The following is a 14,091-nucleotide window of genomic DNA, read 5'->3' on the forward strand; positions in this document are numbered from 1 at the left end:
CCGTCCAGAAAACATATCCGGCCCACCGCGATGGATGCCGGGCTTAAAAAAACATGAGTATTTGATACAAGTTTAATTGCTCCCGCTGGCTGTGCCTGCTAACAAATGCAACTCATATCCGCTTACTCAGTGAGCCCCCGCGTCGTCGGCCCGAATGGCTGCGGACGAGCTCCCAAGGCAAGCAATCAGCACGACACATGAGTATCGGGAGACTGACATGACCGGAGGTTTAGACCGCCTGTTGACAGCAACCGAGTTCGAGCGTTTTGACGCGGAACTCAAATCCCTGGACGGGTCAACCCAGCCTGCCGTCCCGGCTGGCCGTTTGCCGGAAAAAGGCCGGGAGCCGCACACCGTCACGCAGCATCAGGAACGTATCTGGCTGGCGCAACAGCAAGATCCGGACAAGGTGCTGCGACATGCCCAGGCTTACCGGCTCGGTGGCGCACCCGATATCGCACGCCTCGCCCGCGCCGTGGGCACGATGGTTGAAGCCTTTCCCGAGCTGGCGATGCGCTATCGCTTCAGTGACGAGGGAGAACTCGTGAAGTCCCCCTCGCACGGGCCGGACGGAACACTTGAAATCATCAAAGCTGAAAACCAGCAGGAAGCTGTTTCACTTGTCCTGTCCGCCCAGGAAGCACATTGGAACAGCGAAGCCGAACCCCCTTTCAAGGTGCTGATGATCTTCGGCGGCCAAGAGGTGCTCCTGGGCCTGCTCATGCACCGCATTCTCGAGGAGGTCTGTTCACCGGAAGATGTCCTGAGAAGTCTTGCGGCAGCCTATGACGGCAAGGTCATTGCTGCACCGGCGCCGCATCAGGTGAAGCATTTCGAGCCTGATGTTCCCGGACTTGCGCCGGTCACCTGGTTACGACGGGGCGAAGGATTGGCCGATACGGCCGTTATCGATTTCAACGAAACACCTGGTCTTCTGCCAACGGGCGACCGGCTCGCGCGGAGGTTCGGAACCTTGCTCGAACCTGTCCTCAATCATGACCAGGTTTACTCTTCATCAGACCACGCCACATTGCTGGCACAGATTGGAGCTCGTTTCGCGCAGTTCCTCTGCAAGCTCGGCGGTCACGAACGGATCGAAGCCATTTTTCCGGCACGGCAGACAGGCAGCCTGACTGACCATTGCGGCAGTTTTGCCCGTTCGGACAGCTTTGCTGTTTCGGTTGAACGGGATACGTCTCCCGAAGATATTGAACGACAAGTTCTGTCTCATCTTAATGCAATTTCGAAATCGGAAAAACACGACAACAACGCACTGGCGACGGACCTTCCAAAGGTCTGGATTCAACGGCTAGCCGATCCGAAAACCATCGTCCCGACAGACACACTCGCCTTCGAACGGATACCCCTGCCGACATATGAAGCCCGCCCCGATTTCGAGCTGGCAGTGGGCTTTGACACAGAAGGCAGGGCAATTCTTGAACTGGTCACGGGACAGAGGATCAGGCGACATGCCGGCAGTTTGGTGCTGGATCTGTTTTCCGAATACCTCCGGAACCCTGAAGGTCTTTCAATCGCGACGGGCAAGCAGCTTCTCCAGGGCGAAAGTGCCTGTGTTTCTGACGCTCCTTTCCACACACGGCAAGGAACTTCTCTCGACGTGACGGCCATTCAGGCGGCCATCCTGCAGGAATTTCGGGATGCGCTCGCGGTTGCAGACCTCACACCAGACGACGACTTTTTCGATTTTGGCGGACATTCGCTGGTTGCCACCCGGATCATCGGCCGCCTGCTTCATGATCATGGAATAGAGGTTCGTTTCAATGATCTTTTCGGCAACCCCACAGCAGCTGGTCTTGCCCGGCACGCAACACTGGTGGATGGGGCCGGCGAAAGCGCCGGGAACCGCAATGTCGAGATCAGAAACGGCAAGGCCAGCGACGCTGCCACACCTCTAGCTCTTGCGCAGATGTCGCTCTGGAAGATCTATTCGGCTCTTGGATACCGCGAGATTTTCAACTTGCCGTTTGCCCTGGATTTTCTCGACCCCGTGGACGAAACCGTTTTCGAGGCCGCCTTCGGTGACTTGATGAAACGGCATGCCGCCCTCAGGACACTCTACTTCGAAACGGAAGAAGGTGACGTCTTGCAGAAGGTTGTCCCAGTTGACGAGCTGGCGACCTACAAATGGTTCTGGACCAGTACGGAAAGCGCCGGTGCGGACCGCAATGCCGAAGCCATTTATTGCTTCGACCTTGCAAAGGAATTGCCGGTCAGGTTGCGGTTTCTCACCGATCCGGAAACAGGTCGGCAAGTGCTTTCGTTCCTGTTCCACCACCTCGCGCTCGACGAATGGTCCGTCAACCTGATGATGGACGAACTGGTTGAAGCCTACCGCGCACGCAGCCTTGGCGTAGCGCCCGAATGGCCGGACGAACCAGCACCTTTTCACGAGTTTGCCCGCAAGCAGGTGCAGTCGGGCGTCAATGCCCGGCACCTTGCCTTCTGGACGGACATGCTCGGTGATGCACCCAGGGAACTGGCTCTCTTCACCAACGAACCCAAACTCCCCGATGAATCCGCCACCGACGATAGTTCGGTCGCAGGCGGCTGGGTTGAAATGCGGCTGGAGAGCGACGTTTCCGAGGGGCTTTATGCCATTGCCAAGGAAAACAGCGCTTCCCTTTTCAACGTCGTCTATGGCGCGATTTCCGCCGCGCTTCAGGCCCTTGGGGGATTGTCCGATCTGGTGATCGGCACCTCTGCCGCTGGCCGTACAGACCCCGACTATTTCGACACGATCGGCTACTTCACCACTGTCGTCGCCCACCGGGTTCGCTTCGGAGACGATCCGACTGTCGGCACCCTGATCGGCAACATCAAGGACATGATCAACGGATCGATGCCCTTTACCGACATTCCGATCGACCTTGTGGAAGACGCCCTTGGCATGACGCCCGGAATGGATCACCTGTTCGATGTGTTCATTCAGATCCATGCGCAAAACAAGTTGAACGGCAACCTGCCAACGCCGAATGGCGGTACCATCGCGTTTCGCCAGGTCGACCCGGACAAGCATGAATCCCATCTCGGACTGCAATTTGAAGTGATGGAAGAGGTCATCGACGGCAACCGCGCCATCCGCGTGCTGATGAGCTACCAGGCCAGGCGCTATTCGCCTGCGCAGGTAGAGGCAATCCGCGCTTCAGTCATGTCAATGTTCACGCAATTCTCGCGTGGTGATGCCTCCAACATGAATATTTCCCAACTGGCCAGGACTTGACCTTCTCACATCATCGCAAAAACACCTTCGGGCTGACGGCCCGAAGGTCTCCGGCCTCAGGCGCAGCTCCTGCAACCGCTGACCGCATCCGGCTGGACTGACTTCCGTTTCACACTGGCGCGAGACGCTGAATTTCAGAAATGAATTTGATAATCGGCGGTATTTCCGTCGATTTTTCTGAATAGTTTTCCGTAAATGCAAAAATATGATTGTAGATGCGGAAGAAAACCTGCAGACCAACTTGACCGGCAACGTCGGTTTAATCGCTGCTCGATATCCACGGACGTCATTCCTGGAGAAACGATCAAACTCCGGAATACTGCGTGGAAGGCCGCATGAATGACCGTAACCTCTAATATTAGCGCGCCCGAGCTCAGCCACGGCTCTGAAAATCCGTCGCTGAAAAATTCGACTGCTGATCGCCAGAGCCGGTCCTGGATCGCAGCTCTTGCCAAATTCCGGAACATCAGTGCGCGCCGCAGCAGTTTCGAGATTGCAATCACGGTCCTCCCCTTCATTGCACTGTGGGGAATTACCGCGACACTCGTCTTACACGGCTACTGGTTCGGATTGATCCTGACGGTCCCGGCGGCTGGGTTTCTGGTCCGGCTTTTCATCCTGCAGCACGATTGCGGCCATGGGAACTTGTACGCCCGGCGCAGCATGAACGACTGGATCGGCCGGGTCATCGGGGTACTTACCTTTACCCCTTACGATTACTGGCGCCGAACTCACGCCATCCACCATGCCTCTGCCGGGAACCTCGACCGTCGCGGCGTCGGTGACGTCGATACACTGACCGTGCGCGAATACAGAGCCCTGTCCCGCTGGGGCCGCCTGCGCTACTGGCTCTATCGGCATCCGGTCGTCATGTTCGGCCTGGGACCGGCATGGCTGTTCGTCGCCCAATACCGGCTTCCCTATGGCCTGATGCGCGCCGGAATGCAGCCCTGGGTGTCGACAATTGCCACAAATCTCGGGATCGCGGCACCGTTTGCGCTCTTGATCTGGCTGGTCGGCGCAAGCACGTTTTTCCTTGTGCAGGTCCCGATTACTCTGATGGCAGCCAGCGCCGGTGTTTGGCTCTTCTATATCCAGCACCAGTTCGAAGAGACCCATTGGTCTGAAGAAAGTGACTGGGATTTCCAACATGCCGCGCTTGAAGGCAGTTCACACTACGACCTGCCGCCCCTGTTGCGCTGGTTCTCCGGAAATATCGGCATCCACCACGTGCACCACCTGTCTCCCAAAATTCCCTTCTACCGGCTATCTGAAGTCCTCAAGGAACATCCGGAACTGCGCAATGTCAGCCGGCTTACTTTGCGTCAGAGCCTTGGCTGCGTGAAGCTGGTCCTGTGGGACGAAAACGCAAGGCGCCTTGTCTCCTTCCGCGATGAGCGGCTAGCAAGACTGGCCGCCCCGGCCTGACCGGGTTCGAAGCGGCAAAGCCCGTCAGGAGCGTCCTGAAAAAGGACCAATGAAACAACGAGGCGTGACGGGCACCACGATCGCGCTCTCAAAGCGACGGGACAACCGCAGCATGAGGCAAGTTGTATCTAAATGAAATTACGATAACTACAGATACAATTTTCAATAATCTTCACACCAGCACCTCGACAACGCCCATAGACTTGTTTCAGCCAATTTACGTTCAGCAGATTGGACCATGCCCAGTCGTTGGCCGAGTTTTCGAATTTCAGCCTAACCGTTACCACCGGCGGATCGATGTATCTGAAGATATGCGGCGGCTGCTTCAGTCCTGTTCGACACGCCCATTTTCGAAATGATGTGGTGAATGTGAAGTTTGATCGTGTGCTCCGACAGCGAGAGATTTGCAGCAATATGCTTGTTTTGCTGCCCTCGTGCGATCAACTCCAGCACTTCCCGCTCTCGGGGCGTCAGCGAACTTACGATGTGCGCCCCGGACACGCCGCTGGCAGCAGTCGCCTTGCGCGCCTTTTCCAGCAGCACGCTCCTGTCGTTCTCGAGAAGTTCGACAAGATCCGGTGGCATGTAGGAACCACCATGCAACATGATCTGGATCGCATAGAGCCAAAGATCCAGACGGAGGTTCATGGGTATGACGTTATTGATGATACCGGTTTTCAGACATTTTCGAATGTGCAGCTTGGATGTGTACTCACCGTTAAAGGTTAGACACAGGATGGCATTGGGATACGTGTCCTGAAACACTTGCAACAAATCGGCATTCATCGCGCCGAAGGCTTCATCAACCAGGATCAGGGAAGGCAAAACACCTTCCTGTTCGGCCTTTTCAACCAGAACATCCCAGTCAGTTGAAACCTGCACAACGAGACCCGGCAGCTCCCGAACCAATGAATTTTCCAATGGTTTAGGCAATTTGTCCCTGGGACCTATAAAAAATAAATAACGCAAATGCTCGGACATAGAACGTCTCCCGAAGGACCATGACCAGCTCTATTGATTACGTAAAGGAATTTCGGGTCATGACTCGGCTGAAAAGCATCAATGGGTTTTAAGTTCCAGCCAACACTTTATGGTAAATAGTCTACACCGGGGAAAAAATCAGTGACATAAATCATTATATCTAATCGCCCAGATATCAACTCAGAAATTTCTTTTTTTATTTTGAATGTAAAAGCATCCACCAAAAGCAACGCCCGATGCCAATGAAAATAATTCAAGCAAGTACAGTCGAACTGCACCTCATTTTTATTGCTTTTTCATGCGGGTTTTGATTATGACCAAACGCTTCTCCAGACAAATATTTAACCGGAGAATTCGACTGATAATATATCTTCAAACCGCCTCTTAAACGCTAAAGTCTTATCTACTTCCGCGTGGCACTTAAAATGCGTGAGAGGCATAACCGGCAAACAAACAAATCGGTAAAGACTACCCGGCTTTTGCCTGTCGCTCCGCTGGCGACATCCCGGGTGGTAGAGGCGATCTCGTCTTTAGCGGCCTGCACTTGAAAACAGGCCCATCACCGCCCAAGCAATCGATCACTTCTTGTCTTCAGAGAGCGTGGCCGCGACGATCGCATTTGCATGTCCGTGCCCAAGCCCGTGCTCGGTTTTCAGAAAGTCGACAATATCCATGTGCTTCTTTCCGTTCTGGGCGCGCACGAGAGCTTGCCAGTCGCCGATTGGCTTGCCGTATTTCTTTTCGATAGACGGAAAGTACGACGCAGGCCCCTTCACCTTGGAGACCTGATCTTTTTCAGCCACCGCAATCTCCTCTCGTGATGCAGGCGAACGCCGAGACGTAGCATCTGACGTCGCCGGGTTGATTTATCTTGCGCGAAAGATAAACTGAATTGTCTCGCACGCAAGATAAAATTGAGAATGAGCAAAAGCGATACTGATCACGTTGAACGCCGACGCCGGCAATGGGAGCTGGAGTTGCCAGAGGTTGATACGCGCGGCATGGCGATCCTTGGCCGCGCGCGGGTGATTACCCATTTGGCCCGGCCGGGCATCGAGGCCATTTTCTCAAGACACGGCCTCGATACCAGGGAATTCGATGTTCTGTCGACGCTGCTGCGCTCCGGATCACCTTACCAGCTTCGCCCCACGGAACTGTTCAATTCCCTGATGCTCACCTCAGGAGGGCTAACCGGCATTCTGGCACGCCTGGAAAGGGCGAAATTGATCGAAAGGCCAAAAGACCTTGCAGACGGCCGGAGCTCACCCGTCCGACTTTCCAAGAAGGGGATCGACCTCATCCGGTCCGCTTTCAAGGAAGACATGGCTCATGAAGCCCGATTGATCGACTGCCTCACAGATGAGGAGCAGCGCACGCTTTCGGCATTGTTGGGGAAGTTGACGAAGGCTCTGGAAGGATCGGAAGGCGGTCGCAAGAGCTGAAAGGCCGAACAGCCTTACTGCTCTTGCCAAAAAACTATCCGTAATGTCGCAATTCGAATGTCAGAACCGTCCTTGTAACTATGGAACCGTTTTTCATGTTGTACATGCTGCTTTGCTATAATGATGAAGAGGTCACCTCCGCGTGGAGTGACGAGGAAGACGCCGCTGTCATGAAACGGCTGCAGGTCGTCCACGAGAAGTGGGCTGATCAGTATGAGCTGGCTGCCCGCCTCATGCCCACCAAAACGGCCTCTACCCTCCACAAGAAGGAAAATCTCGTTACCGATGGCCCCTATGCGGAGACCAAGGAACAGCTGCTCGGCTTTTATCTGGTCGAGGTTGAGGATCAGCAGCAGGCCCTGGACTTTGCCAGAGACCTTACCGAAGCCAACCCCGGTGGAGCCTATGAACTGAGGCCGGTCAAGAGCTTCCACCCGGGCACCACGACTGACACCGACAATGCAACCGCCTGATCTCACATGGATTGACAGCAAATTGACTGCCTCGCGGCCACGGGTGATGGCCGCTTTGCTCCGGTATTTTCGTGATCTGGATCTGGCCGAAGAAGCTTTTCAGGAAGCCTGCCTGCGTGCCTTGAAAAACTGGCCGGAGAACGGACCGCCGCGAAACGTGGAAGGATGGCTGATCACCGTCGGCCGCAATCTGACGCTGGACGTGTTGAAACGAGAGGCAAGGACCTCCGGCCTGCCCTCCGAAGACGTTCTGTCGAACGTGGAGGATGCCGAACCGGACCTGGTTGAACGGCTCGATACGGCGGACTACCGTGATGACATCCTGCGCCTTCTGTTTATCTGCTGTCATCCGGATCTGCCGGCTACCCAGCAGATCGCGCTTGCATTGCGCATCGTTTCCGGCATTCCGGTTGGTGACATCGCCCGGGCATTTCTGGTCGGCGAACACGCGATGCGGCAGCGGATCACCCGTGCAAAGGCGACGATAGCCGACGCTGGCGTGCCGTTCGAGACACCGGATCAGGCAGAGCGGGAAAACCGCCTGGCGGCTGTATCCGCGATGATTTATCTCGTCTTTAGCGAAGGCTACAGCGACCCTGATCCGGCTGGCGAGCGCTCGGGTCTGTGCCACGAGGGTATTCGCCTGGCCAGGCTGCTGCTGCGGATGTTTCCCTCCGACCCGGAACTCATGGGACTGCTTGCGCTCATGCTGTTGCAGCATTCCCGTCAAGACACGCGAGTTGACGCAAACGGCCTGTTGGTCCTGCTGGAAGATCAGGACAGATCACGATGGAACCGGCCCATGATAGCCGAAGCCCTCGTCCTCATAGACAAGGCGATGCTCCGCCGCGGACCGGGGCCCTATCAGATACAGGCGGCAATCGCTGCTCTGCATGCGCGTGCCGCGACACCGGAAGACACCGACTGGAAAGAGATCGAACAGCTATACGCCGCGCTCGAGCGTCGCTCGCCATCTCCCGTTGTCACACTCAACCGTGCCGTCGCGGTGTCGAAAACGGAAGGGGCCGAGGCTGCGTTGCAGATGATCGAACCGCTCGCAGTCAAACTTAACGGATATTTCTATTATCATGGCGCGCGTGGGGCGCTGCTCAAGCAATTGGGGCGGACAAGCGAGGCACGCTGCGCATTTGATCAGGCCATTGCCCTTGCCGGGACTGTTGCGGAAGCCGCTCATATTCGCCAACAGCTCGACCAGATGACAGGCCTTGAAAAAAACTGAACTCATTTGTCGCACGTGCCATTCTTCAATCGTCCTTGAGCTATCAACAACAGCGCAATGGACGAAATCAGATGTCAGAACAACAGCATGCACTCGAACTGATCCTTGATCTGGATGCCCCGCGAGAAAAACTCTGGCGTTGCTGGACGGAGCCGAAACTGCTTGAAAAGTGGTTCTGTCCCAAGCCCTGGTATGTCTCCGATGCCCGTATCGATCTGCGGCCTGGCGGCGAGTTTTCCTGTCGCATGCATGGCCCAAACGGCGAGGAATTCCCAAATACCGGTGTCTTTCTGGAAGTCGTTCCAAACGAACGTCTGGTCACCACCGACGCATTCCATCCCGGCTGGAAACCAACCGGCCGCCCCTTCATGGTGGCTGAGGTAACCTTTGAAGATCTGGGTGGTGGCCGGACCCGTTACCACGCTCAGGCTCTGCATTGGACGAAGGAAGCCAGGGAAGAACACGAACGGATGGGGTTTCACGAAGGCTGGGGCAAGGCTGCCGAGCAGCTTGAAGAACTTGCCAAGTCTATCTGATGGAGCGCGAAATGAGTAACGGAACCACCTTGCTATGGGCAGGCCGCATTCTGACGGGCCTGTTCGCCTTGTTCATGCTGGGCGCTTCCATTGCGCCGAAGCTGCTCCATCTGCCTGTTGCCGAAGACACGCTGGCCGAGCTTGGTTGGCCTGCGGGGTACGCATTTCCGATTGGCTTGATCGAACTGGCCTGCCTTGTTCTTTACCTCATTCCGCGCACCAGCGTATTAGGAGCAATCTTGATGATGGGGCTGCTTGGCGGTGCCATGGCAACCCAGATCCGGGCCGGGTCACCCCTGTTCAGCCATGTGCTGTTCAGTCTTTATCTGGGCCTGTTCATGTGGGGTGGCCTGTGGTTACGCGCTCCGGACCTGCGCAGGCTGTTCCCGTTGCGAGGATGGACTTGAACTGACACTGCCGATCAATCGAGAAAGACCTGTCCAAAGGTAACTCTTGCAGCTCACTGGCCTTGTCCACTTCCCAGTGACCCTTCGTGAAAGGATACTCGTCTTCCTGGACAGTAAGGGCACTTCGCGTTGGACAGGTCTTTCTCGAGGCCATCAGTATCTCAATTTTCAATGCGCATTTATGATGCGCATTGAAAATGCGTAAGCGTGCCGCTATTATCCGGGTACCGGGTATGAATGGTTTGGAAACACGATGGCACGCGTTCACGCACGCAAGGCGACCAATTTGACGATTGATATGACGCTGGTCGGTTCGGCGAAGGAACTGGGCGTGAATATTTCCCAGGCAGCCGAAGAAGGTATCCGGCGCGCGGTTTCACAAGCCCGCGCAGAACGGTGGAAACTGGAAAACAGGGCAGCCCTGAACAGCTCCAACGACTTTGTCGACGAACACGGCCTGCCGCTTGAAGCGAGACGCCTGTTTTAATGGCCAGAAATCAGCTCTACCGGCTGAAACCGGACAGCGTTCTGGTGCTAGATGTGCAGGCAGACCTTCTGGAAAGCCTCAACACACGTGTCGTCGTGCCGCTTTTGCCCAGGTCTCGCGCACCAGCGCCCGCGGCCTACCTGAACCCGATATTCAGCTGGGAGGGCGAGGAATACGTCATGGCGACCCAATTCCTCGCCGCCGTGGCGGTTTCCCAGCTGGGAGACCCGATCGGCAGCCTCGACGAGAACTTTGCGGAAATTACCCGCGCGCTGGACACCCTGTTCCAGGGCTTCTGATTACCGGTTCAGCCGGCTTCAAAAAACGCCGTACCGCTCAAGCCATTTCCACCCGGCTTTCACTTGCTGCATCGAAGTAGATGGCCTGATCGGTGTCATAGCCGATCCAGACGGTTTCGCCCCCGGAGGTCATGTCATGGCGCGGGGCGGTCACGATCAGCCTGCCGACGTCGCTTTCACAATGCAGGACCAGATTGGCTCCGGTCATCTCCGAAAAGACAATCCGTGCGGGGATCGCGGGAACGTCCGGGGACGAGGTGTGTACCTTCATATGCTCCGGCCGCATGCCGACGGTGAGGCCTGTTCTGCCGGACCAGAAGGGCAAGGTTTCTATGGGCAGAAAATTTGTCGGCAGCATTCCGAGGAACCCGGCGACGAAACGGTTCGCCGGCCGGTCGTAGATCGTGCCGGGCGTGTCGAACTGCAGTAGATCTCCATCTTTCAGGACGGCGATCCGATCCGCCAGGGAAAGGGCTTCACCCTGATCGTGGGTTACGTAAACGACAGTCGCCCCCAGTTGCCGGTGGAGCTCCTTGATTTCCGAGCGCATGGCAACCCGCAGGGCGTTATCCAGATTGGACAGCGGCTCGTCCATCAGGAAGATGGAACTGTTGCGCGCCATGGCCCGGCCCATCGCGACCCGCTGACGCTGGCCGCCGGACAGGGCGCCCGGTTTTCGGTCGAGATAAGGATCAAGCTTCAACGTTCTGGCCACTTCCTCGGCTCGGGTGTTGCGCTCTGACTTGGCGACGCCGCGCAATTCCAGACCAAAGGCGATGTTCTGGCGCACGTTCATATGCGGATAGAGAGCGTAATTCTGGAAGATCATGGCAATGTCCCGATCTTGCGGCGCAAAGTCGTTGACGCGTTTGCCACCGATGCGGATATCGCCCTGATCGCATTTCTCCAGGCCGGCGATGAGGCGTAGCAGCGTGGATTTTCCGCAGCCCGACGGGCCGACGATCACGATGAATTCCCCGGCTTGCATATCCAGCGAAACGCCATGCAGAACTTCCGGCCCGCCAGGATAGGATTTGCGGATATCTGTCAGTTCTATCCCGCTCATGACCGCCCTTCCCCCTGCCAGCGATTCCGGATCGCGATCGCGAGACTGGGCCGGTCGGTGGTGAAAACCTTCACACCGAGCCGAAGGGCCTTTTCGATCTGCGCACAGGTATGTGCTGCCCAGCAGCCGAACTGAAGTCCGGCGTTCTCGACAGCGGTCATCAGCTCTTCATCTGCGCAATCGATATGAACACCGATTTCCGGGATCCCGTGAGCCTTTGCCACTTCGAGCGTGCCTGCGGTTCCCAGTTGCTGAAGAACCGGCGGGCTGACCAGCCATAGTCTTGGTCGCTCTGTTGCCCTGGCCAGCTCGTCCTGTGTTTCGACCAGAAAAGACGAAAACACCGTACGCTCCAGCATGTCTTCTGCGGCAAGCATCGCGACCACCTTCGGAACGAAGTCGGCATAGGGCCTGCGATCCGGGCCGGGCTTGATCTCGCAGCGGAAGCCAACGGCACTGCCACGGTAAATCGCGCAGAGTTCCTGGAGGGACAGCGGATGACCTCCCGCCCCGTAATCGATCGTTGCCGAGCGAACCTCGGCCTCGCGCAGATCGCAGATCGCGCCGGATCTGTCGGTCGTTCGCTCGAGTGTCGCATCGTGGTGGACCATGATGGCGCCATCTGCCGTCGGGTGCAGGTCGAATTCGACTTCCTCAAGTGCCATCCGCGCAGTGGCTTCGAAGCCTGCCGGTGTGCTGTCACCAAATTCCAGGGTGCCGCCGCGATGAGATGCAATACGTGTCATTGAAACTTCCATTTACTTGACCGCACCCATGGTGATGCCACGCACCAGGTGCCGTTCGACGAATATGAAACCGAGCAGGACGGGAAGAATTGTGATGGTGGAAGCCGCCATCACCAGCGGCCAATTGACCACGTCTTCGCCCGGGTTGACCCGGTAGAGACGCGCAAGACCGATCTGGAGCGTGTAGAGGTCTTCATCACCAACTGCCACCAGCGGCCAGATGTAGCTGTTCCATTCCGTGATGAAGATGAACAGCCCCATGGAGAATATGGCCGGGCGGGCAATCGGCACGATTACGCGCCAGAGCACTTTGAGCGGTGTTGCTCCGTCCATATAGGCCGCTTCATCCAGTGCGATCGGAATGCCGCGGATGTACTGGCGCAAAAAGAAAGCCGCGAAGCCATTGGAAATCGCCGGAAGAATGAGCCCTGCATAGGTGTCCAGCAACCCCACCTTTGCAAGGGTCAGATAGTTCGGGATCAGCGAGATATGGCTGGGGATCATCAGGGTTGCCACCACGGCTGCAAACAGCAGGTTGCCGCCTGGAAAACGAAACCTGGCAAAGGCAAATGCGGCCATTGTCGACACCGTCAGGGCAATGAATGTGACCAAACCCGATACGACGATGCTGTTCAGCAGATAGCGGGCGAAATGGTATTGCCCGATGGCCAGCTCGTAATTCTCCAGTGTGAACTCGAACTTGCCCGTGTAATAGGCGTCCACCGTCTGAAACGACATGAAGACCGAATAGAGCGCCGGAGACAGGAACAGAAGGCCGGCAATCAGTGCAAGCCCTGCGAGGATGCGGCTGTCAGGCTTCATAATGCACCCTCCGGCCCAGAACCCGTGCCTTGAAGAGGGCCAAAGCCATCAGCAGCACGAAGAGCACAACGGCCAGCGCAGAGCCCTGCCCGATATCGAACAATGTGAAGCCGACACGGTAGAGCATGTTGACCAGCATGTCGGTGGCCCCCGCCGGCCCCCCCTTGGTCATGACGTCCACGACGGTGAACACCTGAAAGGCCTCGATCACCGAGACGACAAGCAGGAAATAGGTTGTCGGCATTACCAGCGGAACAGTTACACGGCGGAAGACGCGGCCTTTCCTGCCGCCATCGACGGCGGCGGCGTCATAAAGTTCCTGCGGGATTGCCTGAAGCCCGGCGATGTAGATGACGATATCGTAGCCGAGCTGCTTCCAGGTGTTGACGATGATCAGCACCCAGAGCGCAAGCTGCGGGTCCTGAAGCCAGGGAACCTTGCCGAAGCCAAGAGTTTGCAGGAAGGCATTGATCATGCCGTAGTCCGTTGCAAACAGCCAGGAAAACACAACCGCGATGGAAACGGTGGACGTTACCGACGGCAGGAACAGCGCGCCGCGCAGAATACGGGACGGCAAGGCCTCCCGGACCAGGTAACTTGCAACCACAAGCGCAAGGCAAAGCCGGATCGGAACGGAAATGACAGCAAAGATCGCAGTCACCTTGAGCGAGTTCCAGAACTCGTGGGACGAGAACAGCAGCCGATAGTTTTCAAAACCGACAAGGGGCATCGTCGGCGACAGGAAATCCCATTCCCGGAAGCTGAGATTGAGACTGGCTGCAATCGGAATGTAGGTGAACACCGCGATGAAGGAGATCAGCGGCAGCACCAGAATATAGGGTGTCAGGCGGGACAGCATCGGAAAGGGCTCCGGAGACACCGGGCTTCATCTGGAAGCCCGGTGCTGATGTCGAAAGAAAATC

15 protein-coding genes are annotated in these 14,091 nt (G+C 56.7%); 9 read left to right on the plus strand and 6 right to left on the minus strand.

Features of this window, described 5'->3' with window-relative positions; genetic code table 11:
• Window positions 1-217: 217 nt before the first annotated feature.
• Window positions 218-3,241 (plus strand): condensation domain-containing protein, encoded by a 3,024-nt coding sequence (locus FIV05_RS30095; RefSeq protein WP_173014013.1) that lies wholly within the window; start codon window positions 218-220, stop codon window positions 3,239-3,241.
• A 339-nt stretch (window positions 3,242-3,580) separates the two neighbouring features.
• Entirely contained in the window at window positions 3,581-4,669 is a 1,089-nt protein-coding gene (locus tag FIV05_RS30100; protein ID WP_152512317.1) for a fatty acid desaturase, read from the plus strand.
• A gap of 273 nt (window positions 4,670-4,942) precedes the next feature.
• On the opposite strand, the gene FIV05_RS30105 is transcribed toward FIV05_RS30100, so the two are convergent.
• Together FIV05_RS30105 and FIV05_RS30110 are read right to left on the minus strand one after the other, a co-directional pair.
• Window positions 4,943-5,650, minus strand: coding sequence for a response regulator transcription factor (locus tag FIV05_RS30105; RefSeq protein WP_152512316.1), 708 nt, complete (start codon window positions 5,648-5,650; stop codon window positions 4,943-4,945).
• A gap of 578 nt (window positions 5,651-6,228) precedes the next feature.
• Window positions 6,229-6,453, minus strand: a complete 225-nt coding sequence (locus FIV05_RS30110) for a DUF4287 domain-containing protein (RefSeq protein WP_152512315.1) — start codon at window positions 6,451-6,453, stop codon at window positions 6,229-6,231.
• Window positions 6,454-6,570: 117 nt separating this feature from the next.
• On the opposite strand from FIV05_RS30110, the gene FIV05_RS30115 reads away from it, so the two are divergent.
• From FIV05_RS30115 to FIV05_RS30145, 7 genes are all read left to right on the plus strand, one after another.
• Window positions 6,571-7,092 carry a MarR family transcriptional regulator gene (locus tag FIV05_RS30115; protein ID WP_152512314.1) on the plus strand — a complete coding sequence of 174 codons (522 nt, stop codon included), beginning with the start codon at window positions 6,571-6,573 and terminating at the stop codon, window positions 7,090-7,092.
• 95 nt (window positions 7,093-7,187) lie between these two features.
• On the plus strand, window positions 7,188-7,565 hold the full coding sequence (locus FIV05_RS30120) for a YciI family protein (protein ID WP_077294637.1): 378 nt from the start codon (window positions 7,188-7,190) through the stop codon (window positions 7,563-7,565).
• Entirely contained in the window at window positions 7,552-8,805 is a 1,254-nt protein-coding gene (locus FIV05_RS30125; RefSeq protein WP_152512313.1) for an RNA polymerase sigma factor, read from the plus strand. Before FIV05_RS30120 ends, FIV05_RS30125 begins: the two co-directional genes overlap by 14 nt.
• Window positions 8,806-8,876: 71 nt before the next feature.
• Window positions 8,877-9,341 (plus strand): SRPBCC family protein, encoded by a 465-nt coding sequence (locus tag FIV05_RS30130; protein ID WP_152507872.1) that lies wholly within the window; start codon window positions 8,877-8,879, stop codon window positions 9,339-9,341.
• An 11-nt stretch (window positions 9,342-9,352) separates the two neighbouring features.
• A complete protein-coding gene (locus FIV05_RS30135) occupies window positions 9,353-9,748 on the plus strand; it encodes a DoxX family protein (RefSeq protein WP_152512312.1) in 396 nt (131 codons plus the stop codon).
• Between the two features lie 253 nt (window positions 9,749-10,001).
• Window positions 10,002-10,235: a type II toxin-antitoxin system CcdA family antitoxin gene (locus FIV05_RS30140; RefSeq protein ID WP_152507871.1), complete on the plus strand. Its 234-nt coding sequence runs from the start codon at window positions 10,002-10,004 to the stop codon at window positions 10,233-10,235.
• On the plus strand, window positions 10,235-10,534 hold the full coding sequence (locus FIV05_RS30145) for a CcdB family protein (protein ID WP_152512311.1): 300 nt from the start codon (window positions 10,235-10,237) through the stop codon (window positions 10,532-10,534). The genes FIV05_RS30140 and FIV05_RS30145 overlap by 1 nt, the downstream gene beginning before the upstream one ends.
• 37 nt (window positions 10,535-10,571) lie before the next feature.
• Here FIV05_RS30145 and FIV05_RS30150 read toward each other — a convergent pair whose 3' ends face one another.
• The 4 genes from FIV05_RS30150 to FIV05_RS30165 are packed head-to-tail and all read right to left on the minus strand — an operon-like array spanning window position 10,572 to window position 14,027.
• Window positions 10,572-11,600 (minus strand): ATP-binding cassette domain-containing protein, encoded by a 1,029-nt coding sequence (locus tag FIV05_RS30150; protein ID WP_152512310.1) that lies wholly within the window; start codon window positions 11,598-11,600, stop codon window positions 10,572-10,574.
• The gene (locus FIV05_RS30155) at window positions 11,597-12,346 is read right to left on the minus strand and encodes a glycerophosphodiester phosphodiesterase family protein (protein WP_152512309.1); all 750 of its coding nucleotides are present in this window, start codon (window positions 12,344-12,346) and stop codon (window positions 11,597-11,599) included. The genes FIV05_RS30150 and FIV05_RS30155 overlap by 4 nt, the downstream gene beginning before the upstream one ends.
• Before the next feature lie 12 nt (window positions 12,347-12,358).
• Window positions 12,359-13,168, minus strand: coding sequence for a carbohydrate ABC transporter permease (locus tag FIV05_RS30160; RefSeq protein WP_023001393.1), 810 nt, complete (start codon window positions 13,166-13,168; stop codon window positions 12,359-12,361).
• Window positions 13,158-14,027 carry a sugar ABC transporter permease gene (locus tag FIV05_RS30165; RefSeq protein WP_023001394.1) on the minus strand — a complete coding sequence of 290 codons (870 nt, stop codon included), beginning with the start codon at window positions 14,025-14,027 and terminating at the stop codon, window positions 13,158-13,160. Before FIV05_RS30165 ends, FIV05_RS30160 begins: the two co-directional genes overlap by 11 nt.
• Window positions 14,028-14,091 lie beyond the last annotated feature (64 nt).

This window comes from Labrenzia sp. THAF191a (assembly GCF_009363335.1).
Taxonomy (GTDB): domain Bacteria; phylum Pseudomonadota; class Alphaproteobacteria; order Rhizobiales; family Stappiaceae; genus Roseibium; species Roseibium algicola.